Source organism: Pseudomonas sp. GW821-FHT09C10, from assembly GCF_059418085.1.
Genome location: NZ_JBWKPE010000014.1, coordinates 189,729 through 212,134, shown reverse-complemented (window position 1 = coordinate 212,134; position 22,406 = coordinate 189,729). Strand labels below are relative to the sequence as shown.

General features: G+C 58.4%; 12 protein-coding genes. 5 read left to right on the top strand and 7 right to left on the bottom strand.

Annotated elements, in window-relative coordinates:
* Positions 1–41: 41 nt before the first annotated feature.
* Positions 42–734, bottom strand: coding sequence for a hypothetical protein (locus AC07OT_RS24355; protein WP_495109249.1), 693 nt, complete (start codon positions 732–734; stop codon positions 42–44).
* 81 nt (positions 735–815) lie between these two features.
* Positions 816–1,622, bottom strand: a complete 807-nt coding sequence (locus tag AC07OT_RS24350) for a pentapeptide repeat-containing protein (RefSeq protein WP_065939532.1) — start codon at positions 1,620–1,622, stop codon at positions 816–818.
* A gap of 297 nt (positions 1,623–1,919) precedes the next feature.
* Here AC07OT_RS24350 and AC07OT_RS24345 point away from each other — a divergent pair, with 297 nt between their 5' ends.
* Positions 1,920–3,110 carry an efflux RND transporter periplasmic adaptor subunit gene (locus AC07OT_RS24345; RefSeq protein WP_495109254.1) on the top strand — a complete coding sequence of 397 codons (1,191 nt, stop codon included), beginning with the start codon at positions 1,920–1,922 and terminating at the stop codon, positions 3,108–3,110.
* A gap of 5 nt (positions 3,111–3,115) precedes the next feature.
* Positions 3,116–5,113, top strand: a complete 1,998-nt coding sequence (locus AC07OT_RS24340) for an ABC transporter permease (RefSeq protein ID WP_495109248.1) — start codon at positions 3,116–3,118, stop codon at positions 5,111–5,113.
* Positions 5,114–5,127: 14 nt separating this feature from the next.
* Here AC07OT_RS24340 and AC07OT_RS24335 read toward each other — a convergent pair whose 3' ends face one another.
* The 5 genes from AC07OT_RS24335 to AC07OT_RS24315 all read right to left on the bottom strand — a co-directional run bounded on the left by AC07OT_RS24335 (position 5,128) and on the right by AC07OT_RS24315 (position 13,633).
* Complete coding sequence (locus AC07OT_RS24335) at positions 5,128–5,946, bottom strand: GNAT family N-acetyltransferase (protein ID WP_495109247.1); 819 nt, start codon at positions 5,944–5,946, stop codon at positions 5,128–5,130.
* 27 nt (positions 5,947–5,973) lie between these two features.
* Positions 5,974–7,902 carry a non-ribosomal peptide synthetase gene (locus tag AC07OT_RS24330; protein WP_495109246.1) on the bottom strand — a complete coding sequence of 643 codons (1,929 nt, stop codon included), beginning with the start codon at positions 7,900–7,902 and terminating at the stop codon, positions 5,974–5,976.
* Between the two features lie 67 nt (positions 7,903–7,969).
* The gene (locus AC07OT_RS24325; RefSeq protein WP_495109245.1) at positions 7,970–9,385 is read right to left on the bottom strand and encodes a condensation domain-containing protein; all 1,416 of its coding nucleotides are present in this window, start codon (positions 9,383–9,385) and stop codon (positions 7,970–7,972) included.
* A gap of 87 nt (positions 9,386–9,472) precedes the next feature.
* Positions 9,473–11,788: a 7-cyano-7-deazaguanine synthase gene (locus AC07OT_RS24320; protein ID WP_495109244.1), complete on the bottom strand. Its 2,316-nt coding sequence runs from the start codon at positions 11,786–11,788 to the stop codon at positions 9,473–9,475.
* Positions 11,789–13,633 carry a non-ribosomal peptide synthetase gene (locus tag AC07OT_RS24315; RefSeq protein ID WP_495109243.1) on the bottom strand — a complete coding sequence of 615 codons (1,845 nt, stop codon included), beginning with the start codon at positions 13,631–13,633 and terminating at the stop codon, positions 11,789–11,791.
* A gap of 898 nt (positions 13,634–14,531) precedes the next feature.
* Here AC07OT_RS24315 and AC07OT_RS24310 point away from each other — a divergent pair.
* The 3 genes from AC07OT_RS24310 to asnB are packed head-to-tail and all read left to right on the top strand — an operon-like array spanning position 14,532 to position 22,398.
* Entirely contained in the window at positions 14,532–19,007 is a 4,476-nt protein-coding gene (locus AC07OT_RS24310) for an amino acid adenylation domain-containing protein (protein ID WP_495109242.1), read from the top strand.
* The gene (locus AC07OT_RS24305; protein WP_253488689.1) at positions 19,004–20,533 is read left to right on the top strand and encodes a condensation domain-containing protein; all 1,530 of its coding nucleotides are present in this window, start codon (positions 19,004–19,006) and stop codon (positions 20,531–20,533) included. Before AC07OT_RS24310 ends, AC07OT_RS24305 begins: the two co-directional genes overlap by 4 nt.
* A 5-nt stretch (positions 20,534–20,538) precedes the next feature.
* Positions 20,539–22,398: an asparagine synthase (glutamine-hydrolyzing) gene (gene asnB, locus AC07OT_RS24300; RefSeq protein WP_253488687.1), complete on the top strand. Its 1,860-nt coding sequence runs from the start codon at positions 20,539–20,541 to the stop codon at positions 22,396–22,398.
* Positions 22,399–22,406 lie beyond the last annotated feature (8 nt).

Here is a 22,406-nt window from a genome sequence, read left to right as displayed (position 1 = left end):
TGCATCCTTGCCAGACTACGCTGCAATACAACCTACCACCGTCAGAATACCCCGACGACATTTCCCCAAGACGTCCGCGACACTTTCATCTGAGCCACCGAGCGGCTTGGCACACAGACAAGCGGGAGCCCGAACGCCGTCGCCATAGGCTCGTTTGCCAGCACCTCCCAGGCAGGAGGGCAGCGACGCCCCAGATGAAACATGCTCAGGGAGGCCGACTCATCTTCGAAGCTGATCGTCACGGGCCTGTTGGACCCTGCCAGCGCTCCAGCCCGAAGTCGGGTGCGCTCCACACAGGCAATGAGTTCACACACTTCCCCATGCACCTTGTCACCGAGTAAGCCAAGGGGAAATGACAACCAGGCAACCGGCCCTTCGTACCGGCTTATCAACGCCCAGAACGCGCAAAACGCGATAATTCCATAGAACTGCGGTACATCACCGGGACGCGTGGGAAAGTAGATAGCGCGAACCAGATCTGGTTCTGGCCGATACAACGGTGTTACCAACTGAGCACACTGCTCGACCAATGCCTGAGTCGGAGCACACGAAGGCAGTGTCTTGAGATCCCGACAATACATTGCAGCCATCAACCTGAAAGCCAGCCTGGCCAGATCCGGCTCGGCAACGTCGGCCAACTGTACGTCGAGTTCCTCGCAGGCTGCGATCCAGTCGGGTGTCAACAACGGGTCCATCAACCCTGAGTCCAAAGCGCTTTTCCTATGCTCATCCATTTGCCATGCCTCCAACCTTGGTGTCGGCATCACCAGCGCGGCGCGCCTGGGCATTTAAGCCGCCTGGTGACAGGTCCAGACTCAGTCGTCTTTCAATGCACCTTTCATCGACGCATGCGTGAAGTCCGCATCGGTCAATATCGCACCACGCAGATCCGCGCCTTTCAATGAGGCTTCGATAAACTTGGCGCCTGTCAGGTCTACCCCTGAGAAGTTGGCATTTGCAAGGTTGGCATAACTGAAGTCGACCCCTTTGAGATTGACCTTTCTGAAATCCACATCTGACGCCAGACACTCCCCCAGATAGGCATTCTCAAAGATCGCCCCATCCAGTGTTTTTCCCTGAACGTTGGTATTGCTCAATCGAGCGCCTTCAAAGTTGGCACCGCGAAGATCAGCCCCACCTAGATTGCAATTGTTCAATGTGCAAAAACTGAAATCGGCGCCGGACAGATCGGCATCCTTGAAGTTGGTCACATTGAACTCGCCGCGCTTGGCACGTGCATCAACAAGAACGGCATTGATGAAGTTTCCACCTTCCAGCGAGACGCCTTCCAGCGTCGCCCCGCGCAGGTCCGCGCCCTGGAAACTGGTCCCGAGAAATTGTCCGCCGGAAAGATTGGCATGAGCGAGCCTTGCCTTCTCGAGCCAGGCGCCGCTGAGGACGGCACCAGAGAAAAGCGCACCCTCCAGATTGGAAGACGACAGATCGGCAAACTTCAGGCTGATGCCATCGAGCACCACCTCTGGAAATTCCATGCCCACCAGATCGAGATTCTCGATCCCCTCAGTATTTGCGCTGCGAATTAGAGCGATAAGATCCGATGCAACAGCAGTCTGATCCTCATCAACACCACGCAGTTTCCTGGTCAATCGACTTGCAGCCATCGCGCCTCCTTGCTCTGATAGAAAAACCTGTGAAGTAAAAAGCCAAAGTAATGTGCAGCGCCATAAAAGACGTATAATTTGCGCGTGCGCAACATGTAGATACTACGGCCAAACCCATGATATCGATGTGACGTTTTCGATTTTTGCACTCCCTGCAATAAGCTTCGTGGGGAGCGCTCAAAGGTCGCGCCGAGTATACTGAGTGTCCACTAAGAAAACAGCCCTCAAGATGGGGGTCCCATCCGAACAAGGAAGCCGGCCGTGATTCTTCGCCGCCGTCATTGGCAGTCCACCACTATGTCCTCTAGAACTTCTGTCGGCACGCCACGTCATTCACGCTTGGCGCGCTGGTTTGCATGCGGTTTCGTACTTGTCCTTCTGCTGGTTGGCGGTGTGGCATGGCACCCTTGGGATCAGCGAGCGTCGAACCCTCCAGCATCCGTCGCCGTGACGCGCTCGACCATCGAAACCAGCGTCACTGCCTTAGGCACCTTGCAGCCACATCGGTATGTCGATGTCGGTGCACAGGTGTCGGGACAGATCATGCACTTGCATGCCCAGGCCGGGGATGTCGTGACCAAGGGACAACTGCTGGTTGAGATCGACCCGAGTGTCCAACAAGCCTCGGTTGACGCGGGACGCGCCTCGCTCAAAGCCCAGAAAGCCCAACTGATCGATCAGAACGCACAGTACTGGCTGGCTACTCAGCGGCATGCGCGCCTTCGGCCATTGGCCAGCGACGGTGCCTCAAGCCTTGACGAACTGCAAGACGCGCAAGCCACGCTTACCTCCTCGGGCGCTCGCATTCAACAGTTGCAAGCGCAGATCACCCAGACTCAAGCCACACTCAAGGCCGATGAGGCGCGACTGGGCTACACCCGCATCTACGCCCCCATGGCTGGCACGGTTGTGTCGGTGGATGCCCGCGAAGGACAGACGCTCAACGCCACCTACCAGACTCCCAACGTGCTGCGCATCGCAGACTTGACGTCCATGACAGTGTGGTCCGAAGTCTCCGAGGCGGATGTGGGAAGAGTCAAACCCGGGATGGCCGCCTACTTCACCACACTCGGCAATGACCAGCGCCGCTGGGAAAGCAAGGTTCGCCAAGTATTGCCCGCGCCGCCTGCTGCAGCGGCAGGTGCTGCCACGGGCACCCCAAGCGCCGCGAACAAGGTGGTGGTGTATACCGTGCTGTTCGACGTCAGCAACACAGATGCCGAACTCATGCCCCAGATGACAGCGCAGGTAACCTTCGTCGAGACCTCGGCCAAGGACGCATTGTCGGTACCTCTTGCCGCGCTGTTTCCGGTAGAGGGCTCTGCTGATCTGTTCCTGGCGCAGGTGGTGAAAGCCGATGGCAACACTGAAACGCGCCAGGTACGTATCGGGACGCGCAATCGCTTTTTCGCTCAGGTCCTCGAGGGACTGCAGCCTGGTGAGCGTGTTGTCACCAGCAGCCTTATCCAAAATGGTGCAAAAGGATGACCTCCATGGATGGGCACCTTGGTAACCGCGCGCAACCGTTGATCGAGCTGCGCGACATACGCAAGACCTATGGCGACTCGCCGAAGCGAAATGGCCAGGGCCTTGCCTGTGCCGAAGTGCTGCGCGGCGTCTCCCTGAAGATATACCCGGGAGAATTTGTCGCCATCGTCGGCGCGTCGGGCTCAGGTAAATCCACCCTGATGCACATTCTCGGCTGCCTGGATAAGCCCAGCTCCGGAGACTATTTATTTGAAGGGCGCGATACCCTTGGCTTGAGCGCCGACGAGCTGGCTCAGCTTCGACGCGACGGCTTTGGCTTCGTGTTTCAGGGCTACCATTTGTTGGCCACCGAAACAGCCAGGGAGAACGTAGAGGTTCCGGCCCTGTACGCCGGGCAATTGCGCGAAAAACGTCGGGAGCAATCCACCAACCTGCTTCAGCGGCTGGGCATGGGTGCACACCTGGCGCATCGCCCCAGCCAATTATCGGGGGGTCAGCAGCAGCGCGTCGCGATTGCCCGCGCCCTGATGAATGGCGGACGTATCATCCTCGCCGACGAACCGACCGGTGCGCTGGACAGCAGCAGCGGAGCAGAAGTGATGGCGCTGCTGCATGAACTGGCCGAAGCGGGCCATACCATTATTCTCGTCACCCATGACCGTGACATCGCCGCACAAGCGCGTCGTATCATTGAAATCCATGACGGCCAAATCGTTGCAGATTCGGGCGACGCACATACATTCGATACCCCACCCAGCGTCTTAGAAACCGAGTCGGCCGCACCTAGCCCGCAGCTCAACGCGACGCGGTCCAGACGAGTGCCGGCCGATCTGGGCGAAATGGCCCGCTCCGCCTGGCGTGTCATGCAAACCAACCGGTTTCGCACCGGATTGACCTTGCTGGGTATCGTGATTGGCATCGCTTCCGTCATCGTCATGCTCGCCGTGGGGAGCGGAACGCAACGCCAGGTCATGGCACAGTTCGAAACCCTGGGCATTCAGACGATGTTTGTGTCGGTCAAGGCGGCCGGCACCCGCACTCAAGGGGCGCCACTGACCCTGGAGGATGCCAAGGCTATCCAGTCGTTGCCTAATGTCGAAGCCGTGGCCCCGTATATCGAAGATCGGGTAGTCGTCAGACGTGGCAATGTGGACCATGTAACCTACGGGGGTGGCGCCACCCCGAGCTTCGCTTCAGTCATGAACTGGAAGATGGCTGAAGGCACGATGATCGATGCGCAGGATGATCGCCGTGTCGAGAAAGTCGCGATGATCGGCCAGACGGTCAAAAAGGCACTTTTCGCGGACGGTTCAAACCCTGTTGGGCAGAACATCCTGGTAGATCAGGTGCCCTTTCAAGTCATCGGCGTCTTTGCCTCCAAGGGCGCCAGCGGTGGCCAGGATCTCGATGATCGTGTCACCGTGCCTTTCTCGGCTGCCGCCGCCCGCTTGTTTGGTCGCCCCAACCCATCCTGGATAGCCGTGAAGATCCGGGACATGGGGCAATCCTGGGAGACCGCCGAAGCCATAGAGGCGCTGCTGGCCGAACAGCGTCATGTGTGGGATGTGCAGGTGTGGAACAGGATCGACGCCATGCAGGCTCAAGCCGCTGCCTCCCAATCCATGACCAGGATGCTCGGGCTGGTGGCGGCAGTCTCCCTGATCGTCGGCGGTATCGGGGTGATGAACGTGATGCTCATGAGTATCCGCGAGCGAATGCGCGAGATCGGCGTGCGCATGGCTACGGGGGCCCGACAGCGCGATATCCTGTACCAATTCCTGACCGAAGCCGTACTGGTTACCTCCATAGGGGGAACCGCCGGTGTGATCATCGGGACGAGCGTGGTTGTGGCCCTGGAGTGGCTGAAGGTACCGGTGGTGCAGTCGCTGGCGGCGTGCGCCAGCGCCTTCGGCTGTGCAGTTCTGACCGGCCTGGTCTTCGGGTTCATGCCGGCGCGAAAAGCAGCCAAGTTGAACCCAGTCAATGCGTTGGCCGCGGACTGACGGCCCAGGCCGCTTCAGTCTTGCGCGGCCGTGTAAAGCGTCTGAACATGGGAAAAGCCTAGGCCGAAGCGCTCCAGGTTGCGCCGGCTTTGCGAATTCATCAGCGCAGTCGCCGCCACACCATGACATCCGAACCGACGCGCTGCTGCGATCCTCGCTGCAATCAGAGCGGCGTGACAACCTTGCCCACGAAATGCTTTGGCCGTGGCAGCGGTCCCCAGATAGGCCATGCCGTTGGTGGCAAAATAGACAAGTGCCGCACCCGCCACTCGCCCGTCGATCTGAGCCACGAAAAAACCGGCACGCCCCGACTCGTACAACCCGACGAACGAGGCCAGTGACATCTCGCGCTCCTCAGGTGGGGTATGAAATGCCGCGGCATGGATATCAAGAAACGAGCCCAGTTTCGCTACGTCCAACTCTTCGATCCGCACGCCGGGCTTGATCGCTTTCAACTCATCGACCGATGCGGCCATCTGGGCATGAGTCCAACCGCGCATTTTCGTAAGCCGGCACTCTCCGACCTGCCGCGCCTCACCACCCGGCTTGCGGGCGGACACAAGGGGCACAGCGACCTCCCTGCCATCATTTGCAAACCAACGTGCCAGCGCAGCGAAGTGATCTGGCGACTTCACCGCATCGCCGCAAACCCGGTTCAACATCGGGCTTTTGGTCGCCATCACCTTACACCCCGACAACTCCCCCAATTCACGAACACTCGCGCCATAGGGATTTCCAGCCAGGGCAGACAGAGCACGGACGCGTGCAGCGAGGTATTGCCCTTCGCAAAACTCGATTGAGCCCATATCAACAGGAAGAACTGAATTAGTCATGACACTTTCCGGCGGGCAGTGAAGCGTTCATTGAGCAAGATCATCGAGCACCCAGAGGATCTCTTCATCCTCGTCGGCCTGACTTTGAGTATTCTCTGGACCAAGCGCCAACCTCGACTCGATTGACGCGCACAGCCCTTCGACAGTCCTGAGTTCGAGAATATCCCGAACCCCGATATTCACGTGACGCCAGTGCGTGTTGATAGCTGCGACAAGCCTCATTGCATCCAGAGAGTTACCGCCCAGCATGAAGAAGTCATCACGTATTCCCACCGTGTCAAGACCCAGGGCCCTGGACCAGAGCTCACAGAGCCATACCTGAGTCTCACCCACCGGGGGCAGCCGAACCCCATCATCGAGGGTAGCGAGCGCCAGGCTGGGTTCCGGCAAAGCATGTCGATCTATCTTGCCGTTGATTTGCAAAGGCATGGTTTCCAACTCACTCAGAAACCTGGGGACCATGTGCGAAGGCAGCCTGTCGAGCAAGTGGCGTCGCACGCTGACACTGTCCGGCCATGGCCCGCCGAGGGTGTAGTAAGCCGCCAGGTCATGCCCATCCTCCCTTGACCGCGCTACGATCACGACATCCCTGATTCCACTCAACTGGCGCAGACATTCCTCAATCTCGCCCAGCCCCACGCGCATGCCAAGCACCTTGACCTGCGAGTCGCGGCGCCCCAGGTATTCGATTTGCCCGTCGGCTCGCAGCCGCGCCATGTCGCCCGTTCTGAAAAGTCGCTGGCCGGGCACTGTCGAGAAAGGATCAGGCACGAAGCTCCAGGCTGTCGCCGCCGGGTCGGCAAAGTAGCCCAGCGCAAGATTACTCCCCGCCACATACAGCTCACCCCGCGCGCCCTGCGGTAACAGGCTCATGTTCACATCGAGGACATAAGCCCTGACATTCGCCATCGGACGACCAATGGGAACGGGCACGGATACTGGCTGCATCTGATTCACCTCGGCGAACAACACATCACCCGAGACCTCAGTGGAACCGTAGAGGTTGAGCAGCAGGACATGGGGCAGCAAACGCAGAAACTCATTTCGCGTCTGTCCATCCAGCGCCTCGCCACTGACCACGCACAACCTGAGTCCGGCGAACTGCTGGCGCACCGCACCGCCCACCGCCAGTAACACCTTCAACAACGAAGGCACCAGCACAATGCGGGTAATTGCCTTCTGCTGCACCAGTGACAAAAAAGTCAAAGGCTCCTTCAACTGCGCATCGCTGATCAGCACCAAAGGCACGTTACTCAGCAACGGCCCGAAAATCTCAGTGATCGAATCGGTAAAATTAAGCGCCGTTTTCTGGCAGCAGACTTCATCGACTGCGTACGGATACTTTTCCCACATCCATTGAAGACGATTGAGGATGCTACCGTGCAAGCCTGCAACCCCTTTGGGAAGTCCCGTAGAGCCGGACGTGAATATCACATAGGCGAGCTCACCGCCAACGACTTCAGGGTTGTCCTCGCTATAGCCGCCAAGCTGGTCATCGTCATAGATGACCCACTGCAGCGTGGTGTCGTCGCTGTCGGCAAGCGCGGCAGACGTGATCACCGTTGCTGCGCCGGATTGGCGCAACAGGTGGTCCAGACGCGCCCTCGGATACGCCGGGTCAAGCGGGACATACGCCGCACCACTCTTCAAGACCGCCAGCAATGCGATGATCATCTGCAGGCTGCGCTCCAGCTTGATACCGACCATGCTGCCGGCACCACAGCCGTCTTCGATCAAGCGGTGAGCCAATTGGTTGGCCTTACCGTTGAGCTGGGCGTAAGTCAGCCGAACGTCGCCGTGCTCCACGATTATCGAATCGGCAAACTGACTGGCCTGGCGCTCGAATACCTCATGCAGACGCAACCCTTGCGGATAGGGGCGCGAGGTATCGTTCCAGGCGGTCAATTGAAGCTGTCGCTGCGCGGGAGCGAGCACATCCAAATCACCTAAACGCACACGACACTCCTTTTTTGTCCATATCCATCCTTGACCTCGCCATGCAAGCAACAGGACACAGCACCCCTTAACACTCGGCAATCTGCGCAAGCAGGTGAAGGAAGTTGCTCGACAGGTTGTGCATCGTCTCTTTATGAAACAGCGACGTCTGGTACTCGAAAGACCCTACCAGCCCTTCGGCAGTGTCTTGCATGAAGAGGGAAAAGGGATATTTCGAATACCGGTTGCCATGCCAATTGACCGACGCCACCTGACTTTCAGACACACGCGCGCGCGCCGCATTTTCCGCGGTCCCCTGCATCGAGAATACCACCTGAAAAAGCGGGCCAACGGCTCGCTCTGCGCTGGCTAACTCCATGAGCTTTTCGTAGGGGACATCCTGATGCTCATAGGCCCTGAGCAAGTTCTTTTTAACGACCTTCAACAACCCTGCGAACGTCTCATCGACGGGTATTTGAGTCCTGATCACCAGCATGTTGGTGAACAGTCCGATAACCGGCTCCAACTCCAACCGCCCTCGGCCCGCCACGGGAACGCCGATGCAGATGTCGCTCTGGCCGGAATATTGGTGCAGCACCACATAAAACGCAGTGGCCAGCACCATGAACAAGGTCGCGTCGTTGGCAGCAGCCAACTGTTTCAGGCGGGTTGCCACACGCTCGTCCACAGCAAACGGCAACACAGCACCCGCGCTGTCCGCCATGGCATAAGAGGACAAGTCGAAGGGCAACTCAAGCGGTTCAGGCATTTGCACCAGTTGATCACGCCAATAGGCCAACTGCCCGGACCAGGATTGGCCGCCCAACTGTTCAGCTTGCCAGCGGGCAAAGTCGCCATATTGCAGCGACAGCGCCGGCAACCCGTGAGCCCTGCCCTCGAGCAGTGCGCGGTAGATCGTCAGCATTTCCTTATACAAGAGCCCAATCGACCACGCATCGAACACAATGTGATGCACAGTCATCAACAGAACAAAATCATCATGACCGCAATGGTAGACATGCGCCCTGATGAGCGGCCCTGTGCGCAAATCGAATGGGCTGGCCACGTCCCGGTCAATACGCTCAAACAGCACCGCGCTACCGGGCTCGGTGGATAGCTGCTGGGTCAGATCTACCAACACAGGCTCGACCATCAATGCTGGTAAAACCACTTGGCAGAGCTGGGCATCGTGCATATCAAAAACGGTGCGCAGCACTTCATGGCGCTTGATCACTTCGTTGATCGCAAGGCCGAGCGCTGACATATCCAGGGCGGTGTAGAACCGGGTTGCATTGGGCACATTATGAACCGCAGGATCCGATGCAAGCTGATCGAGAAACCAGATACGCTGCTGAGCCAATGACAATGGGATTTTATCTTGGCCTGCGGGACGAGGCTGGATCAGCTGCTTTCTTTTGAATGCACCCTTCGCCAGCATGGCATCCAACAATTGCTTGCGTTGTTCCCGAGCTACGCGGGCGGCCTCCTCGACGCCTGATTCCATCCTTGCCTTCCTTGTACATTTTATCGACGCAACCACGTTGCCCAGGCCGATGACTGCGCAATCGCAGGCACCGGCGACGCTCACTCATCACTGCACGAGACGGGCCAAGGCCTGCATCAGTGCGGTGTCATCTGCGCGGTCTGTGTTGGCACTCCACATCAGGCTCAAGCCACCGTCAGCCGGCTGAATCGTCAGCCAGGAGGCCTGCCCCACGAAAAATGGTCGGTAGACCTGGGTCGTATCGGGAAACAGCGCCGTGCTGCCCTGTATTTCATCCGAGAAGAGCAGTACACAAAAATCCTGCTCATCCGATTGCTCGGCGCCGACGTTGCCGGGCAATACGCTCATCGGCACAAACCTTGAATGGGACCCCACGATCTGGCCGTCGTCAGCGCGCTTGCACTCCAGTTGATCCGACGCCCATGACCAGTGCCCCGGAACGTGCTTGCGCAAGACGTCCAGCAACTGCGCAGGCTCGGCGAACGGCAGCCACGCGGTACCAACCCTCTCAGCGCGGCGCGCAGCAGAAGCTATCCCCCCAGGCGGGACCTGAAGCGGTGCCAGCGTCTCAACTCGCTGCCGAACGGGGCCAGAACGAACAGCGGTTGCGCCCTCTGTCGCCGCGACATAAGCCGCCTGGAAATCCGACAGGTACAGCGCCCACGCACAATCATCAGCCACCATCCCGTGAGTCGTGATCACAAGACTGCTGCCTGCGTTTTCATCATGGGTAAGCACCAGGAAGTTCACCAGTGGGCCACCGGAGCCAGCACGGGCCTTTTCAAGCACTTTGCCCATCGCCGCCGCCGTTACCGCTGCACGTCGGTCCACAGCGATTTGACTCAGGTCGAGCCACTGCAAGGGCAACCCGGCAGCAGGCATTGGAAAGTCGCGGCGCCAGCGCCCTTCTACTTCCACCAGCGAGCTGCGCAGTGCCGGGTGCTGAATGAACAACTGCAACATCACGCGGCGGAATGCGGCCTTATCCAGGATCAGGCTGGATTCGATTTTGCGTTGCAGCCATAAATCCGCAGGCGGCGGGGCCTCAAGCCATTCGGACGCCAAGGCTGGCTCTGTGGATTTATCGCCAACTGCCGGCTTCGATTCCTTGACGACCGCGGCCAACAGGCGCAAAGCATCTTCCTGAACGTTCGCATCGGTGTCGCGAGGAATATGCGAAACGGCCACGACATGCGGAGGCACACCATCGGTGTGCACGGCATTCACCGCCTGTTGCGCCTGCGCCAGCGTCTTGCCGGGCGCCAGCACGCAATAAAGAACCGAAGCCGCTACAGCGTGTCCGGTGCGAGGTTCATAGTTGATACGTCTTAGAATGCCGAGCACAGGTCGCTCGTTCTGGATTGGCGCCAACTCTGCCAACGCCGCTTCACGCTTGAGATGGCCCAAGCGTACCTCCCATGAAGTTGGCACCTCATAATTGGAGTAGCCCTTCTCTTTGCCATGCACGTAGACGCCCACGTCATTGATCAGGCAGTTGGATGAGCAGAAACCGGTATCTTCCGGTTCTTTCCACAAGCTGTCGTGATCGGTCAGGCAGCGATAGATATCTTCCTTCGAAGCATCGGAGTATCTGAAGTAATCAATGAGCGTGATGCGATCAAAGATACTGTCATCCTTGAAACGGGCGCCATTCAAGCCGCTGTACGCTTCGACAGTGTGGTAGATCCGTCGCCCATCCTTGAGCCCTTGCTCGATGGTGCCCGAATCGAACGTGTCCTGTTCGTAGAATTTTTTCAGCCGCTCCTCGACGATCTGCCCTCTGGACAAACCATTGACGATCAGATTGATCCCCTGTTGCTCGGCAAACTCCAGGCTCAGGTCCAGCAATGCCTTGAAGCAGCCCTTACAGACCGTGCTGTGACGGGTGAGGCTCTCGCGGAACACCTCGTGCATGTTCGCATGGGTAAGCGTCGTGTGTTCAACACCCAGCTTCTGCGTGATGTTGCTGATGTTGGTCAGTGCCTGCTTTGAGATGAAGCCGTTATCAAAGGTGAACGTATGGACTTTCAACCCCATCTTCAGCAGCTGATAAAGCACATAGGTCGAGTCCTTGCCACCGCTGTACAGCAGGAGGCAATCGTATGGCCCGCGCTTTACGGCGCGGTTTTCGCTGAACACTTCCGACAATTGGGCAGGTGTCCGAAAATAGGCCGCCAGGCGATCCCGATAGGTGTCGTAACGCAGGCACTCGCTACAGACTCCAGCCGCGTCCAGCACGATGCCGTCCACGAAATCGGAAATCCCACAGCGCGCACAACGGCAGCCCTTGGGCTGGGCCGCCCTCAACAGGACGGCATCAGTCGCCAGCCCTTCGGACTGCATCCGCGAGACCCAAGCGCCAGAGGTCATCGAGGTCGTCGGAAATACAGAGATCAACTCCATTTACGCCCCCTCGTCCATTAGCGCGAACAAGTCGTCGTCCGCACTGGCCTCAAGGAACGCGGTTTCGACCAATTGAGCAAGATGACGAACGGTGGGCGAGTCAAGGAAGTTGCGAATGGATACGCTGACCCCGAACGTCGCCTCGATCCGCGACAGCAACTGCATGGCCAGCAGCGAGTGCCCGCCCTTGGAGAAAAAGCGCGCATCGATGCCCGGTAGTTCGGGCACTTCCAGCAATTCCTGCCACAACTCTGCCACCGCGATCTCCAGAGGCGTCCCGGGCTGAGGACCATCATCATCACTATCGCTTGCCAGCAATTCGACGGCTGGAAGGTTCGCATAGTCGATCTTGCCTGTGACCGTACGCGGCAGAACCGGCATAAGCAGCAAGTGATGGGGCAGCATCACGGCTGAACCCTGTTCCAGCACAAAGCTGCGGACCTGTTCGATATCAGCGCCTTCGGCTATCACGATATAGGCAACCAACTCACTCGTACGCTCAGGCAACTGGCGCTCGACCACGGCAACGTCAGTGACACCAGGGGCCAGACGGATGAGGCTCTCAATTTCAGCCAGCTCAATACGAACGCCGTTGATTTTGACCTGGCGATCACGCCGGCCTACGAACTCGATGTCACCGGAATCCAGCATGCGCCCCAAGTCGCCGGTGCGATACACCAGGTCCAGTGGATCACCACTCAACGGGTTAGGCACAAACACTTCGGCGGTCAGGTCCGGGCGATTGAAGTACCCCAGGCTGCGGTAAGGCGTACGGATGTAGATCTCCCCAACCATGCCAACGCCGCAGGGTTTGTCGCGCGAGTCGATCACCAACGCGCGAGCACCGGGCATCGCCTTGCCCACCGGCACCGATACGCGTGAGTCGGCGTGCATGTCCACACGATGGAACAACTTGACCATGGTCGTTTCGGAAGGGCCATACAGGTTGATCAGCGACACCGTGTCGCCCAATGTTTCCTTGAACACCTGCACGTCCGCGGGAAACAGGACTTCACCCGCGACACACACATGCTGCAGCGACGCAGGGCGCAGGGCGCCGTTCGCCTTGATGGCCTGAAGCAACACGCGCAACACCGACGGCACGCAATGAAGAACACTTACGTGCGCCTTACCAAGCCAAGCGGCAAAGGCGGCGCCATCACCCACGATCTTGCGAGAGGATGGCACACAGACGGTGCCACCCAATGTGAGTGGCGTGTACAGGTCGCGAAGCACGGCATCAAAAGAAGGCGACGTGATCTGTGAGACACGTACGCCCTCCTCAAGCTGCAGTTCGTCCACTTCCCAGTCGATAAAATGAGCGACCCCCTTGAGTCGACCCAGGATACCTTTGGGTTGACCGGTGGAGCCGGACGTGAAGTAGATGTAGCAAGGCGCATCGGGATCACGCGGGGTGACTTGAAACTGTCCGCAGGAGGTGATCGATAACTGATCGCGCTGAATATTCAAGCGGGGCACTGTAGCCAGCGCGGGGACGGCATCCAACACCCTGGCAGCCTCGGTGTCATGCAGTACCAACTGAGGCTTAACCTGTTCAACGATCTGAGACAAGCGGTGGGGCGACTGGTCCATATCCAACGGCACCATGACTTTGGCGCTGGCCATCAAGCTGATCATCGAGACCGCGGCCCCCATCGCATCGGCGCTCAGAATGAGTACGGCAGCCTCAGTGTCGGTGGCCAACTGCGCCACTTGCTGCTGAATACTTGCAGCCCAATGTCCGAGTTCGCGATAGCTGAGATCCTGGTCTGGCGTGCTGATCGCCACGTGATCGGGCAATGCCGTAATTACCTGGGCGATCGTTTCGGATATGTTCGATGACACTAGATTTCCTCCCTGAAATAGTTGACCAGAAACAGCACGCTAACCGACTTGCCTGCAGACGTGATTGTCCGCCAGAAACGCCTTATCAATGTTTTTTATCCGAGCGACCTTTCACGGGAACTGATAACAAATCTCATTAAAAAGGCCTTGCCTACTCACACGGGATCTCCTCGAAAGCATTCGACTAAACAGAATGTGCGAGTGTTGTGTGAATATGAAGTGACGATGTATGAATAGTTTGTTTCAGTTGATCCTTGCCGCGCAAGCGAAACATAGCGTGACGTCGCTTCGCAGGCACTACTCATCGCACCAAATTCAATAGGTAGTGTTCGCTTCGCACTTAACGTTCAGCGCAGCGACGCCATTAGAAGTTTCTTGCAATGCACGCCTCATTTGCGCTTAGATCTTATCCGTTCATCCGAGCGACGGCATCAAAAATCACTTCACACATCCGCAACTGCTGGTTTGCTTATTGCAAACACAACGCGTTGCGCGTGCGCGTGGTAGCCAATACCCAAGTGGCATCGGATGAACTCGGCAAGCACCGGGAATTCGATCGCCGTGCCGGCCCCAAGCAGCAGGGAGTTTTTGCCACACCCCACTGCACATGAGCGAATCAGGGAGGATTATGCAAAGTACAATCGAATATCGTCGATGGGACCCCGTGACCAATACCGGGGTGACCCTGACTTCTCACCAGCGACCTCTCGATGCCTTTCTCGCAACGATTGGCCAGCCTGGCAGCTTAATGACCTGATGCTTTTTACGTCGGCACCTTGCTGACGTACGACTCGTGTCGGGCGTTATCTCGACCCTGTCTCGCCCATACATCGTCATACGATCAAGGGGAGCGTCATGCCCGTCTCCTCATTCTTGAAATCAGTGCGAAGCAACCTCAGTGAATCGAAATTCGAACATCTTCGATGCCTATCATCTGACCTCGATGCAGGAAGGCATTCTCTTCCACTCTTTGCAGGATGAGGAGGCGAATGAGTACATCGTCCAAGTTTCATGCAAGCTGACCCGGCTGGAAACCGATCGTTGGAGGCGAGCGTGGAACAGTGTGATTGCCCATCATGAAATCCTGCGGGCCGGTTTCAGCTGGAAGAAAGTCAAGCGAGCCGTACAAGTCATTGCCGCCAACGCAGCTCCTGAATGGAACGAGATCGATGCTCGCCTACCGGATGCAACAGCGTTCAACCTGACAGATTTCCTGGCGCAGGATCGGGCCCAAGGTCTCAACCTTTCCAGCGCTCCCCTGATGAGAATGACGCTGGTTCGCCTGAGCGAACACGAGTATCAGTTTGTCTGGACCTATCACCATTTGATCCTCGATGGCTGGTCTGCCCTGATCGTCATGTCAGACGTCATGAAGATGTACCAGCACCCCGTTGAGCAAACGACACGCAACGCGCCCCGGTTCAAGGATTTCGCAAGATGGCTAGAGCACCAGGATGGCAATCGCGCACGCCAGTATTGGTCATCTCTGCTGGCCAATCACAACATCGCGGGCACAATGCAGTTGCCCGAGCCGTCGGCCCCAGGCGCCACACAGATCACCAAGCAAGTGCGCTTGCTGTCACCTGAGCTCTCACACGCAGTCGAAACGTATGTACGCACCCGGCAAATGACCCTGGCGCACTTCATGCAGTCAATGTGGGCGGTTGCCCTGCATCGCTACAGCAACGCAAGTGAGATCTGCTTTGGTTGGGTAATGTCGGTTCGCCCGCACGACCTTGCACAAGCCTCCGAGATGGTGGGCTTGATGATCGCGACCGTTCCCCTGCTGGTCAGTGTCGAACCGTCGCAAACACTGAAAGACCTCTACGCACAAGTCGCGCTGCGCTCTGTAGAGGCGAATGAGCACGGACACCTTTCGCTTGCAGAGATCAAGCGTGTCGCTTCGATAGATCCTCGGCAGGAGCTGTTCGAGTCGGTGATGATTTTCGAGAACCTGCCAACTGCCCTCAAGCCCTCCTCCGAGGGTGAGTTGATGATCGAAGACCGGCGTACTCACTGGCAGACCAACTACCCGTTGTCGCTGATGATCGCCCCCGGGCATAGACTCAAGCTTGAGTTTTCTTTTGACAGTGGCCGCTTTTCCACTGACGGCATCGAGCGAATCCTGGAGCAACTGGAACGCCTCGTATCCAGCGCTCTTCAAGCCCCCCAGACCGTACAGCAACTGCTGGACGGTGCTTCATTCGGCAGCGGCGCCTGCACGGTTGTGCGTGGCCTTGCCCGTACGGCTCCAGCGACGAGCATCGCCAAGACTATCCTTGCCCATGCCGACTCGCAGCCCCACCGGATAGCGATAGTGTCAGGGGCTGACGACGACTGCCGACTGACCTATGCACAACTGGCGCAACGCAGCCGCTCGTTCGCACAGGCGCTGACGCAGGCCGGCATTGAGGCCGGTGATGTCGTGGCGATCCACCTGCCGCGCTCACCTGCATTGGTGGTAGCGATGCTCGGCATCTTGCAATTGAAAGCCACGCTCCTGCCAATTGACCCGATGCTTCCCTTAGCCCGCAAGCATCATATGCTCAAGGCCAGTGGCGCGCGCATCGCTGTCGCCTGGGAACCACCGTCCAATGGTTTCCCCACTATAGCCCTTGATCAGTCGGGGGTGATTTCCAGTATCGGAGCTCCAGCGCTGAACACCCTGCGAGGCGGTGATGAACGCATCGCATACCTGATGTTCACTTCGGGCACCACAGGTATGCCCAAGGCAGTTTCAGTCCCCCATAGCGCCCTGGAGAACGTGCTGCACGCCATGGCATTACACCCAGGCTTCAGTGCCGAAGATGTCATGCTCGCCGTCACCACCGTGTCGTTCGACATCTCGGTACTTGAACTGCTGCTGCCCGTCATGTCCGGAGGACGCCTGGTGATCGCGGCAGAAAACATGGTGCGTGACGCTGATTTGCTGGCCAGGGCTATCGAACAGTTCGACATCACCGTGATGCAAGCGACGCCTACCTCATGGCGCATGCTGTTGGAGAGTGGCTGGCAAGGCCGCTCGTGCTTGCGGGCATGGTGTGGGGGGGAGGCCCTGTCTCGTGATCTCGCTGACCGCCTCCTGGCGTGCACCGCCTCTCTGTGGAATTTATACGGTCCTACCGAAACCACGATCTGGACCATGGTTGCACAGGTCCAGCCTGGCCCCGCGCCAATAGAGCTGGGCCGCCCCATCAATAACGTCGATTGCTACATCCTCGATCAATGGCTGCGAGCGGTTCCGGATGGCGTGGCCGGCGAGCTGTACTTCGCCGGAGCGTGCCTGGCGCAGGGTTATGCCGGCAATCCAGGTGCAACTGCCAACGCCTTCATCGCAAACCCGATGCCGGACCACCCCGGCCAGCGCATGTACCGCACCGGCGACCTGGCGCGCGTGGACGCGCATGGGCGTATCTGCTTCATTGGCCGCAGTGATACGCAGGTCAAACTACGAGGCGTGCGAATCGAACTCGGAGAAATCGAAGCGTTACTGAGCCAACATCCGCAGGTCAGCGCTGTCGCGGTCAAGGTGGTATCGCTGCAAGGACATGACACGCTTGTTGCCTATGTCGTCAGCGCCGGGTTGAAGCAAGCGGACATTCAGCTCATCGAGTTCCTCAAGCCGCATCTGTCCAGCGCTGCCATTCCTGCAAAATTAGTGCATCTGGATGCACTGCCCGTCAGCAGTAACGGCAAGGTCGATCGGAAAGCCTTGCCCACCCCCCTCGTCAATACCGAAATTGCTGCGACAGGCCCGCGCACACTCTTGCAGGATGCGGTGGGAGAAATCTGGTGCTCCATCCTGGGCGTCGCAACCTTCCAGCGCGACGACAACTTCTTTGCGCTCGGTGGCCACTCGCTCAAGGCCATCTCTCTGATGTCGGCCATCAATAGGACCTGTCACGTTTCACTGCCACTGGCGACCATCTTCGAAAACCCTGGCGCCGGGCAGTTCGTCACAGCTATCGAACAGGCATTGCGCTCGCCCGGCGCCGTACAGGACACCCTGCCGCCGGTAGATCTTGCGCAACTTCAACCCGCATCGGCCACCCAGGAGCGCCTGTATTACGTCACGCAGATATCCCCGGCGAACCATCCTTACCAGTTGAGTGCCGCTGTTCGCTTCGAAGGCTCAGTGGACTTGCTGGCGCTGCGCCAGGCCGTGGAAACATTGCAACAACGCAACGCTATCCTGAGGACGACATTCGTCAAGCAAGGCGACAGCCTTAAGCAAAAGGTGTTCGAACGCCCAACAGTGGCGCTGGAAGTCATCGACTTGCGCGACGCTGCGCCAAACGAACTGGAGCGCCGGATGCGCTCGGAAATCAGTGGCCCACTGCTGCTCGAAGAGCGCGTGCCGGTTCGCTGCATTTTTATGGAGCAGACAGCCAGCGCCACCCTGCTGCTGATCATCCATCACATCCTTGTAGATGAATGGTCCTTGAAGTTGCTGATTGACGATCTGGGCAGATGCTATGAAGCGGCAATAGACCCTGCGCTCGCACTACCCGATACAGTGCGTCCCGAATTCGCCCAATATGCAGCGCTGGAACAGCAACACGTGCGCGAAGGCCATTTCAACGAAGCCCTCAGATACTGGAGCCGACACCTGAGCGGTGTACGCCCGACGACACTGGCGTTGCGCCGACCACGGCCGGCAGTACCCAGTTTTGTGGGCGGGCATCACACCCTGACGATCTCGCCGGCCACCATGACTCGCCTGGGAACCGTAGCCACCTTGGCCTCCGCGACCCGCTTTGCTGCGCTGATGAGTGCTTTCAGCGTCCTGCTGCACCTTTACCACGCGGATAAAGACATCTGTCTGGGCACGATGGATGCCGGTCGCGATGAGCCATGGCTCGAATCCGTCGTGGGGCCACTCTCACGCCCGCTGGTGATGCGTATACCCGTCTGCCCCGATGATTCATTCAAGACTTTGCTGGCGACCGTACAACAGGTATTCCTCGATGCGCATCGTCACCGGGCCGTACCTTTCCAGCAGTTGGTCCAGCGCCTGGATCGCCATGACGGTATCAGTCAGCTGTTCAGAATCATGATTGTCATGCAAAACATGCCAGCGCCCGGATGCCATATCGCCGGCATCCCCATCAAGACGCAGGCAGTGGATAGCGCCACCGCAGAGACCGACTTGCTGATCGAGATGTTCGAACTCGATCGCGGCCTGACCTTACGCTTCACCTATGACACTGACCTGTTCGACCTGGTAGACATTGAAACCTTTGCCCAACGGTTCCAGCGCTTGCTGGACGTTGTGGTCGATGACGCCAACGTACAGATCGCCAGCATCGATTTACGCCATGGCGAAGATCAACGCATGGCCAATGTGTTCAACGAACGGTGGACCACCTCATGAGCAAGCAGCCTGAACAATCCCTGAGCCAACGTTTCCAGGACCTCACACCGCATCAGCGGCAAATACTGGTTGAGGCCATGCGTGCCAAGGCGAAAACCGCCATTGCGCCCATACCGCGCTATGACCACAGCGCCTTCATCCCCCAGTCATACACTCAGCGCAGGCTGTGGTTTCTGTTTCGCATCACACCTGACAGTGCGATGTACAACATGCCGGAGTGCGCACGACTGACCGGCCCCATCGAGCTGGAACACTTCAACGGCGCATTCAATGATGTGCTCGAGCGCCATTCCAGCCTGCGTACGGTCTTTACCGATACCGAGCACGGCCCCGCGCAGACGATCCTGCCGGTCACGAACCAGGCCGTAGAAGTCGTCCAGGCCCCCTTCGCCGAAGGCGACCCCAACAGGGAGGAGCGGGTGACGCAGATGCTCACCGACCTATCCAATCGCTCCTTTGATCTGGAGAACGGACCGCTGGTTCGAATGACCTTGATCCGCGTTGGCGAGCACTTGCATTACCTGGTGGTGAACATGCACCACATCATCAGTGATGGTTGGTCAACAGGGGTATTCGTCGCCGACTTCAGCGAATGCTATCGAGCGCGCGTGGAAAACCGTCCCCACCGGTTGAAACCGCTGGCCATCGAATTCGCCGACTTCGTACGCTGGCAACAAGAACACATGACGAGCGCAAGGCTGGACACGCTGCGCAGGTTCTGGCGTGACCGCCTTGCCGGCGTCGAGCCACTACGCTTGCCCTTTGACCGGACGCCGACTTCGGCGGTCACTGACCGCGGGGGGTACCGCTACGTACACTTCGACGCCCAAACCACTGCACGCCTCAAGGTGTTGGCCGAGCAATGGGGCGCCACGGTATTCATGGCGCTGCTCGCCGCCTTCAAAGGTCTTCTGCACCTCTACTCAATGCAGGAAGACATCACCGTCGGCGTGCCGGTCGCCGGGCGCACCCACCCCAGCACGGAAGACCTGATCGGCTTTTTCGCCAATACCGCCGTCATCCGTACAAACCTGGGTGGAAGCCCGACGTTCAAGGAACTGACGGAACGCGTGCGCAATTCCTCGTTGGACGCATTCGAACAGGAAGACACACCCGTCGAAATGCTGGTGGAAATGCTACAGCCAGAGCGCCCACCGGGGCGCAACCCGCTGTTCCAAGTGATGTTCATCCTGCAAAACACCCGCAAGCCTGCCCTGTCATTGCCACAGATAGATATCAAGCTATTGGCGGCAGGCAGCACTTCGGTGAAGTTCGACATGCTGTTCGAGTTTGCCGAGAGCGGCGAAGGCCTCACCGGCTGGCTGGGTTATCGAATGGACCTGTTTGACGAAGGCACCATGACGCGTTTTGCCGATGCGTTCACAAAACTGGTTCTGGCCGTCTGCGAGTTTCCCGACAAACCCTTGAATCAGATCGATATACCCACGAACCCTCCTCTGGAGGCCCAGGATTTCAATGACGATCTGGAGATCATTCCGCAGATTCGTCGTCCCCGCTTTGGTTGATCGTCATGTGTGGAATAGCAGGTTTCATTGATCTCTCGGGAAGACACCCGGCAGACGCAAACGTATTGGCAGCAATGCTTGACAAGATTTGGCACCGTGGACCGGACGGCACCGGGACCTATATCAACGGTCCCGTGGCAATGGGCATGCGCAGGCTCTCGATTATCGACGCTCAAGGCAGCGCGCAACCGCTGTTCAATGAGAGCGGCGACATCATCCTTGTGGGCAATGGCGAAATCTTCAACTACCGCGAGCTGCGCCAGCAACTCCAGGCGCGCGGCCATTGCTTCAAGACCGAAGGAGACTTGGAGGTCGTGGTGCACCTGTACGAGGAAATGGGCACCTCATTCGTGCATCAGCTCAACGGGCAGTTTTCCCTGGCGCTCTTCGACAAACGTACCCAGGCGCTGCACATCGTTCGCGACCATTTCGGCATCACTCCGGTGCACTATGGGGTCTTTGATGGCGTGCTGGTGTTCGCTTCGGAAATCAAGGCGATGCTGTGCCACCCGGCGGTGCCCCGTCGCGTGGACCTGGCCGGCCTTGACCAGATTCTCTGCTTTCCAGGCCTGACCAGTCCCCGCTCGATGTTCAAGGGCATCAGCGCTTTGCCGCCAGGCCATTGCCTGAGCGTGACAAATCAGAAAGTGACCGCCACCCGTTACTGGGACTTGAATTACCCCGCCGATGGCGTGGCCGAAAACGTCATGACCGAAGACGAGGCCGTCGAAGAGTTCAGCTACCGGTTCAAGAATGCCGTGGCGCTGAGACTGCGCGCGGACACGCCGGTGGGTGTCTACCTCAGCGGCGGGCTCGACTCATCGATTGTCGCCGCCGTCATGCGTGAGCTCCAACCGGATAGAAGCATTCCTTCCTTCTCGATCACTTTTCCCGACTCGACATTGATCGACGAGCGCAAGTACCAGCGCCTGGTTGCTCAGACCTTGAAATTCGATCATCACGAAATCGCCTTTTCCCGCGAGCAGATCGCCTCTCGGCTCAGAGACTCCGTATGGCACTCTGAATGCCCGATCAAGGAAACCTACAACACCTGCACCATGGCGCTCGCTGAAGCCGCCAGGGCCAGCGGAGTCCCCGTGGTCCTGGGCGGAGAAGGTGCCGATGAACTGCTGGGCGGATATCCCGGCTATCGATTCGACCAGTTCGCCGCGAGCAACCCAAGCATGGCCTCGCCCGAGGAGCAGGTGGCCAACCAGCGGCTGTGGGGCGCGCCGGACATTCGCTATGAACGCCAATACGGTCAGTTCAGCCAGTGGCGACGCAACCTGTTCTCCGCCGATGCACTGCATGAATTGGGCGAACAGGGCTGCCTGGGCGCACCTATCCTGGACATTGAGCAGCTCAAGGGCCGCCATCGGCTGCACCAGCGCTCCTACATCGACGTCAAAGCGCGTCTTGGCGATCACCTGTTGGGCGATCATGGCGACCGGATGAACATGGCGTACTCGATTGAAGGCCGATATCCATTTCTTGACCGCTCGCTGTGCGACTTTCTCATCAAAGTACCGCCGTCCTTGAAACTGCGTGGCCTGGAAGAAAAATACCTGCTTAAACAGGCCGCCAAGGGCCTGGTTCCAGAGCGCATCCTCAACCGCGAAAAATTTGGGTTCCGGGCGCCAGGCAGCCCCTATCTGCTCAGTCTCAACGAGCCCTGGATCGAAGAATTGCTGGCACCGGAAACACTCAAGCGCCAGGGTTATCTCAATGTCGAGTGGATCACCCGAATGATCGATGACAGCCGCAAGACCGGGCGGACCCTGAACCCTCATATCGAAGATGACGCGGTGCTGCTGGCCTTGACCTTCGGCATTTTCCTCGACCTCTTCGACATGCCGAACCTATAGGGAACGCA

What these genes read in the sequence shown, in the direction of transcription:
- AC07OT_RS24355 (WP_495109249.1), bottom strand. Translation starts at nt 734, where the DNA reads ATGGATGAGCATAGGAAAAGCGCTTTGGACTCAGGGTTGATGGACCCG.
- AC07OT_RS24350 (WP_065939532.1), bottom strand. Translation starts at nt 1,622, where the DNA reads ATGGCTGCAAGTCGATTGACCAGGAAACTGCGTGGTGTTGATGAGGAT.
- AC07OT_RS24345 (WP_495109254.1), top strand. Translation starts at nt 1,920, where the DNA reads ATGTCCTCTAGAACTTCTGTCGGCACGCCACGTCATTCACGCTTGGCG.
- AC07OT_RS24340 (WP_495109248.1), top strand. Translation starts at nt 3,116, where the DNA reads ATGGATGGGCACCTTGGTAACCGCGCGCAACCGTTGATCGAGCTGCGC.
- AC07OT_RS24335 (WP_495109247.1), bottom strand. Translation starts at nt 5,946, where the DNA reads ATGACTAATTCAGTTCTTCCTGTTGATATGGGCTCAATCGAGTTTTGC.
- AC07OT_RS24325 (WP_495109245.1), bottom strand. Translation starts at nt 9,385, where the DNA reads ATGGAATCAGGCGTCGAGGAGGCCGCCCGCGTAGCTCGGGAACAACGC.
- AC07OT_RS24320 (WP_495109244.1), bottom strand. Translation starts at nt 11,788, where the DNA reads ATGGAGTTGATCTCTGTATTTCCGACGACCTCGATGACCTCTGGCGCT.
- AC07OT_RS24305 (WP_253488689.1), top strand. Translation starts at nt 19,004, where the DNA reads ATGAGCAAGCAGCCTGAACAATCCCTGAGCCAACGTTTCCAGGACCTC.
- asnB (WP_253488687.1), top strand. Translation starts at nt 20,539, where the DNA reads ATGTGTGGAATAGCAGGTTTCATTGATCTCTCGGGAAGACACCCGGCA.